The 13,262-nt window shown below is 73.6% G+C and carries 11 protein-coding genes and 1 pseudogene; 5 read left to right on the top strand and 7 right to left on the bottom strand.

Going from position 1 to position 13,262, the window contains the following annotated elements; genetic code table 11:
- From F9C41_RS24845 to F9C41_RS24860, 4 genes and pseudogenes are all read right to left on the bottom strand, one after another.
- A pseudogene (locus F9C41_RS24845) lies at positions 1 to 796 on the bottom strand (SGNH/GDSL hydrolase family protein); the annotation flags it as partial.
- A 195-nt stretch (positions 797 to 991) separates the two neighbouring features.
- Positions 992 to 2,227 (bottom strand): macrolide family glycosyltransferase, encoded by a 1,236-nt coding sequence (locus F9C41_RS24850; RefSeq protein ID WP_155389261.1) that lies wholly within the window; start codon positions 2,225 to 2,227, stop codon positions 992 to 994.
- Positions 2,220 to 3,533, bottom strand: a complete 1,314-nt coding sequence (locus F9C41_RS24855) for a condensation domain-containing protein (RefSeq protein ID WP_155389262.1) — start codon at positions 3,531 to 3,533, stop codon at positions 2,220 to 2,222. The genes F9C41_RS24850 and F9C41_RS24855 overlap by 8 nt, the downstream gene beginning before the upstream one ends.
- A 161-nt stretch (positions 3,534 to 3,694) precedes the next feature.
- Positions 3,695 to 4,795 (bottom strand): hypothetical protein, encoded by a 1,101-nt coding sequence (locus F9C41_RS24860; RefSeq protein ID WP_155389263.1) that lies wholly within the window; start codon positions 4,793 to 4,795, stop codon positions 3,695 to 3,697.
- A 57-nt stretch (positions 4,796 to 4,852) separates the two neighbouring features.
- On the opposite strand from F9C41_RS24860, the gene F9C41_RS24865 reads away from it, so the two are divergent.
- Together F9C41_RS24865 and F9C41_RS24870 are read left to right on the top strand one after the other, a co-directional pair.
- Positions 4,853 to 6,652, top strand: a complete 1,800-nt coding sequence (locus F9C41_RS24865; protein WP_155389264.1) for an ABC transporter ATP-binding protein — start codon at positions 4,853 to 4,855, stop codon at positions 6,650 to 6,652.
- The gene (locus F9C41_RS24870) at positions 6,649 to 8,424 is read left to right on the top strand and encodes an ABC transporter ATP-binding protein (RefSeq protein ID WP_155389265.1); all 1,776 of its coding nucleotides are present in this window, start codon (positions 6,649 to 6,651) and stop codon (positions 8,422 to 8,424) included. Before F9C41_RS24865 ends, F9C41_RS24870 begins: the two co-directional genes overlap by 4 nt.
- Positions 8,425 to 8,437: 13 nt before the next feature.
- Here F9C41_RS24870 and F9C41_RS24875 read toward each other — a convergent pair whose 3' ends face one another.
- Positions 8,438 to 9,406 carry a hypothetical protein gene (locus tag F9C41_RS24875; RefSeq protein ID WP_155389266.1) on the bottom strand — a complete coding sequence of 323 codons (969 nt, stop codon included), beginning with the start codon at positions 9,404 to 9,406 and terminating at the stop codon, positions 8,438 to 8,440.
- 127 nt (positions 9,407 to 9,533) lie between these two features.
- On the opposite strand from F9C41_RS24875, the gene F9C41_RS24880 reads away from it, so the two are divergent.
- Complete coding sequence (locus F9C41_RS24880; RefSeq protein WP_155389267.1) at positions 9,534 to 10,394, top strand: hypothetical protein; 861 nt, start codon at positions 9,534 to 9,536, stop codon at positions 10,392 to 10,394.
- Positions 10,395 to 10,411: 17 nt separating this feature from the next.
- Here the strand turns inward: F9C41_RS24880 and F9C41_RS24885 are convergent, their stop codons facing one another.
- The gene (locus F9C41_RS24885) at positions 10,412 to 10,846 is read right to left on the bottom strand and encodes a GNAT family N-acetyltransferase (protein WP_155389268.1); all 435 of its coding nucleotides are present in this window, start codon (positions 10,844 to 10,846) and stop codon (positions 10,412 to 10,414) included.
- Between the two features lie 131 nt (positions 10,847 to 10,977).
- Here F9C41_RS24885 and F9C41_RS24890 point away from each other — a divergent pair, with 131 nt between their 5' ends.
- Positions 10,978 to 12,153, top strand: a complete 1,176-nt coding sequence (locus F9C41_RS24890; protein WP_230689990.1) for a damage-control phosphatase ARMT1 family protein — start codon at positions 10,978 to 10,980, stop codon at positions 12,151 to 12,153.
- Positions 12,154 to 12,214: 61 nt separating this feature from the next.
- Here the strand turns inward: F9C41_RS24890 and F9C41_RS24895 are convergent, their stop codons facing one another.
- Entirely contained in the window at positions 12,215 to 12,787 is a 573-nt protein-coding gene (locus tag F9C41_RS24895; protein WP_155389269.1) for a TetR/AcrR family transcriptional regulator, read from the bottom strand.
- Between the two features lie 89 nt (positions 12,788 to 12,876).
- Here F9C41_RS24895 and F9C41_RS24900 point away from each other — a divergent pair, with 89 nt between their 5' ends.
- On the top strand, positions 12,877 to 13,248 hold the full coding sequence (locus tag F9C41_RS24900) for a DUF4267 domain-containing protein (RefSeq protein ID WP_155389270.1): 372 nt from the start codon (positions 12,877 to 12,879) through the stop codon (positions 13,246 to 13,248).
- Positions 13,249 to 13,262 lie beyond the last annotated feature (14 nt).

Genomic DNA, 13,262 nt, shown 5'->3' on the forward strand with positions numbered 1-13,262 from the left:
GCACGCCGGGGTCGCCCAGTGCGGGCCAGGTGCTGGTCACGCGGCCGGCGAGGTAGTCGGGCCAGCGGGTGTTCGCGCCGAGCGTGGCGCCCGACCCGTCGCTGATCGAGTCACCGAGCACGACCACCGTGCCCAGGCCGGTCTTGGTGAGGACCTCGATGCCGGCCAGGTAGTAGAAGTGGTTGTAAGCGGCGGTCTGCCCGGTGCCGTCGGCGGTCTCGGCCTTGTCGCCGGCGTAGATGTAGGAGGTCTGCCGGGCGGTCCAGTGCCAGGACGTGGCTCCGGTCGGGGTCGGCAGGTAGAGCGTCACCGCGAGTTCCCCGATCGCGGACACCGGCAGGTCGATCGGGTCGGTCAGCAGCTCCGCACCCTTGTAGACGGTCGCGGACTCGCTGCCGTTGAAGGTGATCTCCCGGATGCTGCCGGGCTGCAGGGTGGGCGAGCCGGGCGCGGCGGGCAGGCCGACGCTGGCGTGGCCGATGGTCAGCGGGCCGGTGCCGTACGCGTTGGTGATCCGCAGGCGGACCTTCTCCCCGCCGAGGGAGACCCGGACGAGCTGGCGGATCGACTGGTCGGTGAAGCCGTTGAGCGAGCTGCCCGTGTTGGCCAGGCTCGGTGCGGTGAGTGCGGTCCCCCAGGTCCCCACCCAGCGGCCGGGCAGACTGCCGGAGGCCGGGCCGGCCGCGGCGACCAGCGTGGTCGCGAGCAGGCCGAGACCGGCGAGACCGGCGGCGACGCGCCGGCCGACCCGGCGCGACCCGGCACGCGATGTACCGCGCGTCGATTCTGTGATCACTTGTGGAACCTCCGTCGATTCCTGAGGGGGATGTGGCGGGCTGTCCCGCCGACGCGACCACGATGCCAATAAATAGTTAAGTTTCTTAGGTACAAAGCTGTGATCAAGGCTGCCGGTTCGGATGATTTAAATGGCCCCATCTATCGATGGCATCTAGGCGGCGGGCCGCCCGGGGGGCGCCGGGCGGCCCGCCGTCTATCCCTGAGGGGCCAGGGTTCGTACGCCTGCGACGCCGCGCTCGGCGGGCTCTCGCAGGCACGACTCGATGACGTCCACGGCCCGGGCCGCACCGCCCGCGGCCAGCACCTCGGCCCGCATCGCGGCGACGCCCGCCGCGATGCGGGGGTCCGCGGCCACCCGGTGCACCGCCTCGCGCAGGCGGGCCGGGGTGAGCCCGTCCAGGTGCAGCGACGCGCCGATGCCGGTGTCGACGATGCGGGCGGCGTTGAGGTCCTGCTCCAGCGTGCGGGCCACGGCCACGTGCGGGACGCCGGCCTGCACGCCCTCCATCACCCCGCCCAGCCCGCCGTGGGAGACGAACACCCGCGCGTGCGCCAGCACCGCCAACTGCGGCACCACCGGCATCACCTGCACGTTCGGCGGCGGCGTGCCCAGCGAGCGCGGGTCGAGGCGGCGGCCCACGGCCAGCACCACGTGCCACGGTGTGCCCGCGAACGCCTCGAACACCAGGCGGTAGAAGTCGGGCCAGTGGTTGTTGAGCGTGCCCAGCGACACCAGCGCCACCGGCGCGCCGTCGGCAGGCGGCGACCAGGGCACATCACCGGCGCGCGGGGTCGTGCACGGCCCGACGAAGGAGAACTCCTCCCCGAAGGCCGCGCCCGCGTACTGGAACGCCCGCGGCAGGAAGGCCAGGTGGCGCACCACCCGTGGCGCGAGGAAGTCCTCCGCGGGCAGTTCGGTCAGCCCGCGACCGGCCAGGAACCGCTCCAGGCGCAGCGTGTATTCGGCCAGCGTCGGGTGTCCGAAGTCGACCGGGACGGCCTCGTTCAGCGACCACGGTCCCGCTGAGACGATCATCGGCCAGAGCTGGATCGCGGGGATGCCGTGGGTGTGCGCGAACACGTGCCCGGCGAACGCCATCCGGTCGAACAGCACCAGGTCCGGCGGGTCGGCCAGCAGGGCCGGCTCCAGCTGCGGCAGGGTGTGCTCGGTCTCGGCGAGGAAATTGAGCAGGCTGCGTCCGATGTGCTCGGCGCGGGCCGGGGTGCGCGCCTGCGGGTCGGTGTCGCCCGGCCGGGTCGAGGTGTACGGGATCGCCCGCGCGCCCGCCGCGGCCACGTACGCGGCCCGGTCGGCGGTGGCGGCGTAGCTGACCCGGTGCCCGCGCCGCACCAGCTCGGCGACCACGCCCAGGGTCGGGAACAGGTGCCCGAGCGCCGGGATGTTGAAGAACGCGACGTGGCTACCCATGCCGGACCTCCACCGCGAACACCGGCGGCGTCGCGCCCTCGGCCAGGTCCCGCAGCACCGCGACGATCTCGTCGGCCAGCGCGGCCGCGGTGTCGGCGCTGAACAGGCCCGTGTCGTAACGCAGCGTCAGCTCCAGTCCGGCGGGCTCGCGCCAGGCATCCACCCCGAGGTCGTGCAGGATCTGCGGGGCGGCCTGGGCGAACGGCCGCCAGTGCGGATCGGCCGGCCCACCGGCGGTGTGCGTGTGCAGCGCCGCCGTCACCTGGAAGACCGGAGTGCGGGAGCGGTCGGCGTCCGGGTCGACCGCGGCGACGACCTGCCCGAACGGCACCGCCTGCCGGGCCAGCCCGTCGATGGTCGCGGCACGCACCCGGCCCAGCAGCTCGCCGAGATCCGGCTCGCCGGACAGGTCGACCCGCAGCGCGATCGTGTTGGCGAACAGGCCCACCGTGCGTTCGGTCTCCTCCAGCAGGCGGCCGGACACCGGCATGCCCACGCACAGGTCGGTCTGCCCGGAGCGCCGCGCGAGCACCACCAGCAGTGCCGTGGCCAGCACCATGTACGGCGTGGCCCGCCGCTGCCGGGCGAAGCGGTCCAGCGCGTCCGCGTCCGGCGCGGCGACGCGCACGTCGACCTGGCCGCCCCGCAGCGTCTTGGCCGGTGGCCGGGGCAGGTCGGTGGGCAGCTCCAGCGGCGGCACGCCGCGCAGGCGCTCGGTCCACCAGGCCAGATCCTCGTCTCCGGTGGTGTCGGCGCACTGCCAGGCGGCGAAGTCGGCATAGCCGATGAACGGCTCGGGCAGCGGCTCGCCCCGGTAGAGCGCCACGGCCTCGCGTTGCAGGATCATCGCCGACTCGCCGTCGGCCAGGATGTGGTGCACCGCCAGGCACCAGACGTGGTCGGCCGGGCCGAGGCGGATCAGCCGGGAGCGCACCAGTGTGCCGCCGGCCAGGTCGAGCAGCGCCCTGGCCAGTTCCGCGACCAGTTCCCGTGCCCGCGCGGGCGGGTCAGCCTCGCCGGACACGTCGAGCAGCTCCGTCACCAGGCCGCCGGGTGGTGCGATCACCTGCCGCGGCCCGTCGGAACCGACGGCGAACGTGGTGCGCAGGACGTCGTGCCGGTCGGCGAGCGCGTCGACGGCCGCCGTGAACGCGGGCACGTCCAGCGGCGCGGTGATGCGGTCGGCGATCACCACGATCGGCGACGCGTCGCCCTCGTACGCGGTGCACAGGTGCCACCACCGCTGCTGCAGCAGGGACAGCGGCGCGGTGCCGGACGGTGTGGCGCGACGCGGGATGACCTGCACTCAGCCCACCTCCTCGCCGCCGCGCGGTGCTTGGTGATCCATCGACGCCTGCCTGTCTGCCGTGAAACCGGGTGACGCGGCGCGCCGGGGTGGGCGCACGGGACGGCCCAGCACCGGAGGTCATCCACACATGGGCATATAACTGATAGCACAGTTAACACTTACTGTAAATATTCCTTCCAGAACTGATCTCCGGCCTGACCAGCGTGTACGCATCCGTCCGATATGGCATGCCGCAGCAGCGGGGCGACGAGCGCGGGCAGCCCGGCGAGCCGATGACCGGGCACGAAACGGCGCAGCGCGCCCGGCGCGACGGTGCGCAGCGCGGCCGCCCCGCGCACCGTCCGCAGGGCACGGTCCACTGCCGCGACGTCACCCGTCACCGCGTACGCCGCCACGCCGTAGCAGAACGCGGCCAGCCACAGCTGCAGCAGCAGCGAGTCCGCGACCACCCGGCGCATCCGCCCCGTCGGATCGCACGCCCCGACCGCCGCGGCATACCGCGCGAGCAGGTCGGGCAGGGTCAAACCGGACGGGGCGAGGAAGACGTCGGCGAGCACCGCCCGCCACCCGTCGCCGTCGGGCACCTGGCACACCACCACCCCGTCGAACAGCAGCAGATGCGGCACCACCGGCGGGACCAGCACCCGGGCCCAGTCGCCGGGCGGGGCGCCGAACAGCGCGGCGCGGCGCGGGCCCTGCAGCACGTCGTTGCCGACCAGTGATTCGCCCTGCTCGTGCTCAGCCAGGTTCGGGCAGCTGACCAGCGGCGTCATCCCGTGCGCGCGGGCGAAGCGCAGCAGCAGCACGTCGTCGGGCTCGCCGGGCTCGGCCGGGAACTCGGCGAGGGCGTGCGCGACCGCGGTCGGCAGGACCACGGCGGTCGTCGGCACGTACGGGTCGAGCAGCGGCACCCAGCCCGCGCCCGCCAGCGCCGCCAGCCGCACCGCCGGCGAGGTGCGTGAACCCCACTCGGTGAACAGGCACAGGATGCGGTCCGGCTGCGCCGCCACCGCCGCCCGCACCAGCCGGGCGAACCCGGGCGCGAGCCGCATGTCGTCCTGCACCAGCAGCCGGTGCGTGCGCCCGGGATCGGCGGTCCGCCAGGCCAGCCGCGCGGTGCGCAGCGCGCTGCGCGGCCCGTCGGGCTCCGGATCCTCGACCACCTCGAAGTCCAGCCCCGGCTGGCTCGCCGCCAGGGCTTCGGCCTCCGGGCGGCGGCGCGGATGCGCGGTCACCGCGGCGGAAATCGACGCGTGCATTTAAGTATCTTAACTGTTAAGTTTGTTGATGTTACCGGCTGTCGAGAGGACGTCACGATGAGGCCCCGACTGCGCCGGTGGCTGGACCTCGCCGGCCTGCTCCGGCACACGGGCGGCCTGCCCGTGGCGATCGCCCTGCTCGTCAGTGCCGCGTTCGGGCTGGCCCCGATCGTGTTCATGGTCAGCATGGCGCTGCTGCTGGCCCGGGTGCCCGCGGTCGCCCGCGGCGAGGCCGCGCTCGGCACCGCCGTCGCGCTCAGCCTGGCCGCGCTCGTCGCGCAGCAGCTGCTCGGTCCGATGCAGACCGCGCTGACCGAGCTGGTCTCGCGCCGCGTCGACGGGCACTGCGTGCAGCGGGCGCTGCGGGCGGCGTACACCGACGCGCCGGTGGCGACCCTGGAACGGCCCGGCACGCTCGACCTGCTCGCCGACGTGCGCACCGCGATCGACCGGGCCAGCCCGTCGCCCGGCGACGCCGCCGCGGCGCTGCCCGCGCTGCTGGCCCGCTACACCGGGCTCACCGGGGCGGTCGTGCTCATCGCGGTCGTGCTGTCCCCGCTCGCCGGCCTCGTCGTCGCGGCGACCGCGCTGGTCATCCGGTTCGGGCAGCGCGGCTCGCTCGGCCGCTTCGCGGCGGCCTGGGACGCGCTCTCGCCCCAGCGGCGGCGGCTCGCGTACACCCGCACCCTGACCACCGGCACCGCCGCGGCCAAGGAGATCCGGGTGCTCGGCCTGCTCGGCTTCCTCACCTCGCGCCTGGACACCGAGCACCGCGGCTACCTCGATCCGATCTGGAGTATGCGGCGACGGCTGCTGCTGCGCCCGTTTCTCGGCTTCGCCCTGGCCGGGCTCGTCGGCGCGACCCTGGCGCTGGCCACGGTCGCCCAGGCCACCGCGAGCGGCGAGCTGGACCTGCTCGGGTACGCGGTGGCCGTGCAGGCGGTGCTGGTGCCGATCCGGTTCGGCGTCTACTTTCCCGAGGCCGACGTGCAGACCCAGTTCGGCGGGCGCGCCCTGGCCGCCCTGACCGGCTTCGAGCACGCGGCACGCGGCGAGCCCCTGCCCGGCACCGAGCCCGCGCCCGCCCCGCAGCACGAGATCCGGTTCCACCAGGTCGGCTTCGCGTACGCGGGCGGGCGGCGCGTGTTCACCGACCTCGACCTGAGCATCCCCGCCGGGCGCTGCACCGCGATCGTCGGGCTCAACGGGGCCGGCAAGACCACCCTGGTCAAGCTGCTCACCCGCTGCTACGACCCCGACCGCGGCGCGGTCACCGTCGACGGCCTCGACCTGCGCGGACTCGACCCCGCCTCCTGGCAGCGCCGACTGGCGGTCATCTTCCAGGACTTCAACCGCTACGAGCTGAGCGCGGGCGACAACATCGGCCTCGGCGTCGGCGTGCCCGCCGACTGGCATGCCGCCGCGGCCCGCGCCGGAGCCCAGGACCTGCTCGACGGCCTGCCCGCGGGCCTGGACACGCCGGTGCATGCCCGCTACACCGGCGGCCAGGACCTGTCCGGCGGCCAGTGGCAGCGCATCGCCCTGGCCCGCGCCCTGCACGCCGTCGACCGCGGCGCGCGCCTGCTGGTGCTCGACGAGCCCACCGCCGCCCTCGACGTGCGCGCCGAGGTCGAGTTCTTCGACCGCTTCCTCACCCAGACCGAGGGCCTGACCAGCGTCATCATCTCGCACCGCTTCTCCACGGTGCGCCGCGCCGACCAGATCCTGGTGCTGTCCGACGGCCATGTGGTCGAGCGCGGCGACCACGACGCGCTGATCGCCGCGGGCGGCCACTACGCCGAGATGTTCGCGTTGCAGGCCAGCCGGTTCCGCGACGACGTGGCGGCCGTCGCATGAGGACGCTGCGCACCGCGCTCGCCTTCGTGTTCGGCCTGGCCTGGGCCGCCGACCGGAGCAAACTCACCATCGGCGTCGGCCTGATCACCGGCGGCTACCTGGCCACCCCGTTCATCGGGTTCCTGCTGCGCGACTTCACCGACGCCGCGCTCGCCGGGGCGACCGGCCCCGCCACCGCGCTGGCCGTCGGCGTCGCGGCACTGCTGGTCGTGGAGCTGATGCTCGGGCACTTCGCGCACCTGTACTACTTCGAGGTCGGCGAGCAGGCCGGCACCGTGCTCGACCGGCGGCTGCTGGCCCTGGCCAACGGGCAGCCGACCCTGGCCCACCTGGACGACCCCGGCTTCGCCGACACGCTCGCGCTGGCCGCCCAGGACGCCGCACAGACCCGGCAGTCCCTGGAAGGCCTGCTGCACCTGGGCGGGCTCCTGCTGCGGGCCGCGGTGACCACGGTCATCCTGGCCACCGTCGACCCGTGGCTGGCCCTGCTGCCGCTGGCCGCGGTGCCACCGGTGCTGGTCGCCCGCCGGGCCGCGAAGCTGAACGAGAGCGCCCGCGAACGCACCGCCGAAGCCGGGCGGCTGTCGAGCCACCTGCTGTCCCTGGCCGCCGACGCCGACGCGGTCAAGGAGATCCGGCTCTGCGGGGCGGACGAGTTCCTGCTGGCCCGGCAAGCCGCCTCCTGGGCGCACGCGACCGACGTGCGCTGGGCTGCGCAATGGCGTGCCGCGCTGCTGCGCGGGTGCGGGCAGCTGCTGTTCGCGTTCGCGTACGGCGGGGCGATCCTGCTGGTGCTCGGCCGAGCCGTGGACGGCACCGCGACCGTCGGCGAGGTCATCCTGGTGGTGACGCTCGCCGTGCAGATCAGCGTGCAGGTGGCCGGTGCGATCGGGTATCACGCGACGGTCGCCGCCGCCGCCCGCACCGCGGGCCGCTTCGCCGAGCTGGCCGCCGCCGCACCCGAGCCGGATCCGGCCACCTCACCCGCCCCTCGGCGGCTGCGGCACGGCATCGGCCTGCACGGCGTCACCTTCGCCTATCCCGGCGCCGCCGAGCCGACGCTGCGCGACGTCGACCTGACCCTGCCCGCCGGGGCCACCGTCGCGCTGGTCGGCGAGAACGGCGCGGGCAAGAGCACCCTGGTCAAACTGCTCTGCGGCCTGTACGCCCCGACCAGCGGCACGCTCACCGTGGACGGCGTGGACCTGCGCCGGTTCCCGGCCGAGTCCTGGCACCGCCGGATCGCCATGCTGTTCCAGGACTTCGCCCGGCTGCACTGGACCGTCCGCGACAACGTCGGCGTCGGCGAGCTGACCCACCACGACGACGACGCGGCGCTGCAGGCCGCGATCCACCGCGCCCGCGCCGGACGCGCGGTCGACCAGGCCGGCGGCCTGGACGGGATGCTCGGCCGGGGATATGCCGACGGCACCGAACTGTCCGGCGGCCAGTGGCAGTCCCTCGGCCTCGCCCGGTCGTTGCTGCGGCCCCGCCCACTGCTGCTGGCCCTGGACGAGCCCGCCGCCGCGCTCGATGCCCACGCCGAGAACGCGCTGTTCACCCGGTTCGCGACGGCGGCCCGCCGCGCCGCGCGGGGCACCGGGGCGATCACCCTGTTCGTCTCGCACCGCTTCTCCACCGTGCGCGCCGCCGACCTGATCGTGGTGCTGCACGACGGCACCGTCGCCGAGCTGGGCAGCCACGACGAGCTGATGGCCCGCGGCGGCCTCTACCACGACCTGTTCACCCTTCAGGCCAAGGCGTACGCCTGACCGGCGGCCGAGCTCAGGCCTGCGGTGCGAACCGGGTGCACAGCCGTTCGGTGCCCGCGCCGCTGATCAGCAGGCGCTCCTTGGCGTTGCTCAGCAGCTGCCCGGTCCAGTCCGTGAACCCGCCGTCGGTGATCAGCAGCTCGTCGCCGCCGGCCGTCGTCGCGTGGACGAAGAAGCACGCGTCGCGGTAGTAGCCGCGGCCCTGCTCGCGCTCGTCGTCGAAGCCGAAGGCCACCGCCGGGTGCCGCGCGGCGAGCGGGTCCAGGACCGAGGCCAGCGCGTCCCGGCGTACGCCCTGGCTCAGGTCGGTGATCGAGACCCGGACCCGGTCGATCAGCAGGCCCTGCCGCCGTCCCTCGTCCAGCAGCCGCAGGTGCGCGTCCAGCTGCTCGGTCAGCGCCGTGGTCTCGAAACGGAAGGAGCCCTCGTCGCGGCCCGCGGTCGTCAGCGCGAGCAACCGGAAGTGCGGCAGCGTCCCGGGCCGGTCGAAGAACTGGCCGCGCACCAGCCGGTGCGAGGCGCACAGCCGGACCCGGTCGCGACTGCGCGGGTCGCGGCGCAGCAGATCCCGGCGGCGCGCCGCGGACTCCAACGCGAGGACGTTGGTGGAGTCGGCGAGCACTTCGCTGTTGCGGCTGGTGGTGAGCACCTTGTGCTGGCTGACGTCGGTCACCGCGGCGACGGTGCCGAGCGGGCTCAGCGGCGACAGTTCGACCCCGGCGAAGCCCAGCCCGCCGAGCAGCGCGAACGCGGCGGCGTCGAACACGGCCAGCAGGCGCGGGTCCGCGGGCGACGGGCCGGCGAACCGGTTGCGCTCGTAGGAGGCCAGCAGCTCGGCGGGCGTCACCCGGCCGGCACGCGCGCCGTACACCGCGAGCATCAGCGACTGCAGGTCGGTCGGCGTCAGCCGCTCGGCCAGCACGGACACCAGGTCCGGCACCCCGGCGGCACGGGTCACCCGCCCCAAAAGCTGGTCTTCCACCCGGTCATTCTGCCCGGCCATCGCGGGCGGCGACCGGTGGTCCCGGGTGCCGGCGGTGATCGGAGGGCGAGGTCGGATTTGTGACGGGTCCTAGGCAACGCTGGTCGATCAACTTACCGTGTCGGCCATGACCGCCTCTCCGCTGCGCCACGCCGCCCCCGGCAACGACGGCACGCGTACCCATAACCGGCTCGGCCGTACCCACCGCACCCGCACCGCCGTCGCCGTCGCCGGCGTGCTCGCCTTGGCCCTGCTGGGCACCGCCGCCTGCGGCAAGGAGGGTGACCCGCAGGCCAGTGCCAGCGCTAACACCGTGATCACGGAGAGCCCCGGGACCAGTGCGAGCGCCCTGCCGTCCGGCTCGGCCGCCGCGACGCCGCAGCCGTCGTCGACCGGTGGCAGCGGCAACGGCAACCAGGCGCCGACGTTCCCGAAGTCGGCCAAGGACTACGGCCTGGCCGCGCTGGCCGCCTGGGCGACCGGCAGCAAGTCCAAACTCGACCAGTACGCCGTGCAGGCCGCGGTGGCGCAGTTCATGGGCCACGGCAAGCCCAACAGCCAGTGGACCACGCTCAACTGCGAGCCGTCCAGCAGCGGGCGCACCGCCTGCAACTACCGCAACGCGCACGGCGACGACGCCCGGCTGACCATGGAGGACGCCCAGCTGGGCCACCCGACGGCGACCGTCGACGTGTTCCTCAACCGCACGCAGTACCCGACGGACGCGGCCGTTTACGTCAGCTACTTCATGGCCGCCTGGGGCGACGGCAACAAGCAGCGGATGACCCGCTACGCCAGCTCGTCGATCGCGAACATGTTCACCGGCAAGACCCCGCCGACCGGCAGCCAGACCAACGCCACCCAGAACGGGAGCACCTGGACCGTACAGGTGAGCGGCCTGCCGGTGGGCTCAGGGAGCTGGACGTTCACCGTCAACGGCAGCAAGCTCGGCGGCGGCAACGCGATCACCGCAGCCAAGATCGACTGACGTCGGTCCGGCGGGCTTCAAGCCAGGCGCAGGGTGAGGTATGGGACATCCTCGCCCGGCGGCAGGTAGCGGGACACCTCGACGAACCCGGCGGCTTGCGCGAACCGCAGCCCGCCGGTGTTCGCCGCCCACACGATCGTCTCGATCCGGTCCCCGCCGAGTTGCCGTGCCTGCTCCAGCGCGCGGGTGTAGAGCCGCTGCCCGATCCCGTGCCCGCGGTGCTCCGGCAGCACCCGGACGATCACGACGGCCCCGTTATCGCCCGGAGGCCGCACCGTGGTGCATCCCACGAGCAGCTCACCCTGGTATGCCACCTCAAGCCGGTTGCGACCCAGGCGCTCGCGCACCTCGTCCAGGCTGAGCGGATCGCCCGGGATGATCACGTTGTGGACGTGCCGCCAGTCCGCGAGCTCGTTGTCGCTCCGCACCGGACGGACGTGAAGATCAGACATGAGGGCAGCGAACCGCATCGGTCCGGCACGGTCAACGCGATTCGGCAGGACGGCAGCACCTGCACCACGAGCGGCCCGAGGCGTCCGCCTAGACTGGCCGTGATCGGTTGACGGGTGACCCGGGGGGACGAGTGTCCGAGGCTGACCACGCGCGGGCGCTGCCCGACGCCGCGCCGATCCTGAGCCACGTGCCCGGCTCGTTCACCTGGCGGGTGCTGCACGACCGGCATCCGGCGATCATCAAGCAGGTGTCCGGGGCGTTCCCGTACCCGCCGCGCATCCGCCGGGCCCTGGCGCAGCTGGCGCAGGACGCCGTCTCCGGCGTGGTGGACCCGCTGCCCGCCGACGCGCACGACGCCGCCGACTGGGCCCGCTGGAGCGCGCCCTACCTGGGCATGAGCTGGTACGACGTGCCGTTCCTGTGGGCGGAGAACTACTTCTACCGGCGGCTGCTGGAAGCCGTGGAGTACTTCCGGCCCGGTCCGTGGCGCGGGCTGGACCCGTTCACCCCGCAGAAGTCGGCGGAGCTGGCCGACCCCGCGCTCGACGCCGACCTCGCCGCGCTGGCCGACCTGACCGGCCGGCTCGCCGAGGAACAGCTGACCGCGGCCGTGGACGCCGCGCTCTGGGGCAACCGGGCCGACCTGGCCACCCGGGTGTCCGACCCGGAGGCCGAGCACCGCAAGCAGGCCTCCGACCTGGTCGCCGACGACAGCGCCGTGCTGCGGCGCATGCTCGCGCCCGGCACCGGTGGCACGGTCTGCCTGGTCGCCGACAACGCCGGGCGGGAACTCATCCCCGACCTGGTGCTGGTCGACGTGCTGCTGCGCAACGGCGTGGCCGACCGGGTCGAGCTGCACCTCAAACCCCAGCCCTACTTCGTCTCCGACGCCATGCTCCACGACCTGCTGTCCTGCCTGCGACGCCTGGCCGATGCGGAGCCGGCGCTGCGCGAACGCCTGTGGACGGCGCTGGACGACGGGTCGCTGGAGGTGGTGACCCATCCGTTCTACTGCGAACCGCTGAGCTATCACGACCTGCCCGGTGACCTCGCCGCACGGTTCCGGGCGGCGAAACTGACGATCGTGAAGGGCGACCTGAACTACCGCCGGCTCGTCGGGGACCGCCACTGGCCCGCGCCCACGCCGTTCGACGCGGTGACCGCGTACTTCCCCGGGGCGGTCGCGGCGCTGCGTACGCTCAAGTCCGAGGTCCTGGTCGGCGCACCGGACGTCGCGGCCCTGGACGCCGCCGGGGTCGGCTGGCGCCTGGACGGCACGCACGGGCTGATCCAGGTCCGGGCCTGAGCCCCTCGTTCGGCGCAATCAGCGCCGGAGGACTCGCCGCCGCCCGGTGCCGGTCGCGCACTCAGCCGCCGAAACCCTCAAGCAGCAGCGCGAGCCGCTGCTCGTGGCCGTCGCGGCGCAGCCGGCCGCCCCGCATGAGCGTCGTGAGCCCATGCAAGCTCGCCCAGAACACCTCGGTGCGCACGTCCAGGTCGTCGTCGCCGATGAGCGGGCGCACCGCCTCACGCAGTTCGCCGAACGCCTCGCGCAGCGCCGGCGGGGCGGCCGGGGTGGCGAAGGGCAGCCCGACGGCGAGGGTGAACATCGCGTCGTAGGTCGCGGGACGCTGGTCGGCGAAGTCCGTGTACGCGTGCGCCACCGCGTCGAGCGCGGCGCTCGCATCGGCGGCTGCGGTGCGGCTGGTGCGCAGGATTTCGGCCACTTCGGCGAAGCCCTCGACGGCGACCGCCGCCATGATGGCGTCCTTGCCCTTGAAGTGGCTGTAGAGCACGGGCTGGCTGTACTCGATCAGCTCGGCGAGTCGGCGGGTGGTGACCGCGTCCCAGCCTTGGGCTTCGGCGAGGTCACGGGCGGCGGTGACGATGAGCCGCTCGCGTTCGGCCAGTTCACGCTCGCGGCGCTTCGTCGGAGGCATGGCTTGATTCTAGCGCCGCTAGCACCGCTGTCAAAGCTATGTTAGTGTCGCTCGTATTCCTAGCACCGCTAGACTCTGGAGGAATCGTCGTGCTCACCCCCCTCGCCTACGGCCTCGCCATCGTGCTCGACCTGTTCGTCGCCTTCATCGGCGTGCGCTTCCTCCTCGCCCCGCGCACCGCCGCGGCCGGATACGGAGTGCTGGCCAAACCCGACGGAGACCGCGCCTATCTGACCGTCAAAGGCGTACGCGACCTCACCTACGGGATCATCGGACTGGCCCTCATCGCCTTCGTCGGCGCTCGTGCCGAGGCCTGGTTCATGCTCGCCGTCGCCCTCGTCCCGCTGGCCGACACGCTGATCGTGCTGCGCAACGGCGGCACCAGGGCGGCCGCGTTCGGCATCCACTTCGCCACCGCCGTCATCGTCCTGCTCAGCGCCGCGCTGCTCTTCGCCGTCTGATCCCGCCCGCAACG

The sequence above is a fragment of the Catellatospora paridis genome, assembly GCF_009720365.1.
GTDB classification, from domain to species: domain Bacteria; phylum Actinomycetota; class Actinomycetes; order Mycobacteriales; family Micromonosporaceae; genus Catellatospora; species Catellatospora paridis.

What these genes read in the sequence shown, in the direction of transcription:
- F9C41_RS24850 (WP_155389261.1), bottom strand. Translation starts at nt 2,227, where the DNA reads ATGGGTAGCCACGTCGCGTTCTTCAACATCCCGGCGCTCGGGCACCTG.
- F9C41_RS24860 (WP_155389263.1), bottom strand. Translation starts at nt 4,795, where the DNA reads ATGCACGCGTCGATTTCCGCCGCGGTGACCGCGCATCCGCGCCGCCGC.
- F9C41_RS24865 (WP_155389264.1), top strand. Translation starts at nt 4,853, where the DNA reads ATGAGGCCCCGACTGCGCCGGTGGCTGGACCTCGCCGGCCTGCTCCGG.
- F9C41_RS24870 (WP_155389265.1), top strand. Translation starts at nt 6,649, where the DNA reads ATGAGGACGCTGCGCACCGCGCTCGCCTTCGTGTTCGGCCTGGCCTGG.
- F9C41_RS24880 (WP_155389267.1), top strand. Translation starts at nt 9,534, where the DNA reads ATGACCGCCTCTCCGCTGCGCCACGCCGCCCCCGGCAACGACGGCACG.
- F9C41_RS24885 (WP_155389268.1), bottom strand. Translation starts at nt 10,846, where the DNA reads ATGTCTGATCTTCACGTCCGTCCGGTGCGGAGCGACAACGAGCTCGCG.
- F9C41_RS24895 (WP_155389269.1), bottom strand. Translation starts at nt 12,787, where the DNA reads ATGCCTCCGACGAAGCGCCGCGAGCGTGAACTGGCCGAACGCGAGCGG.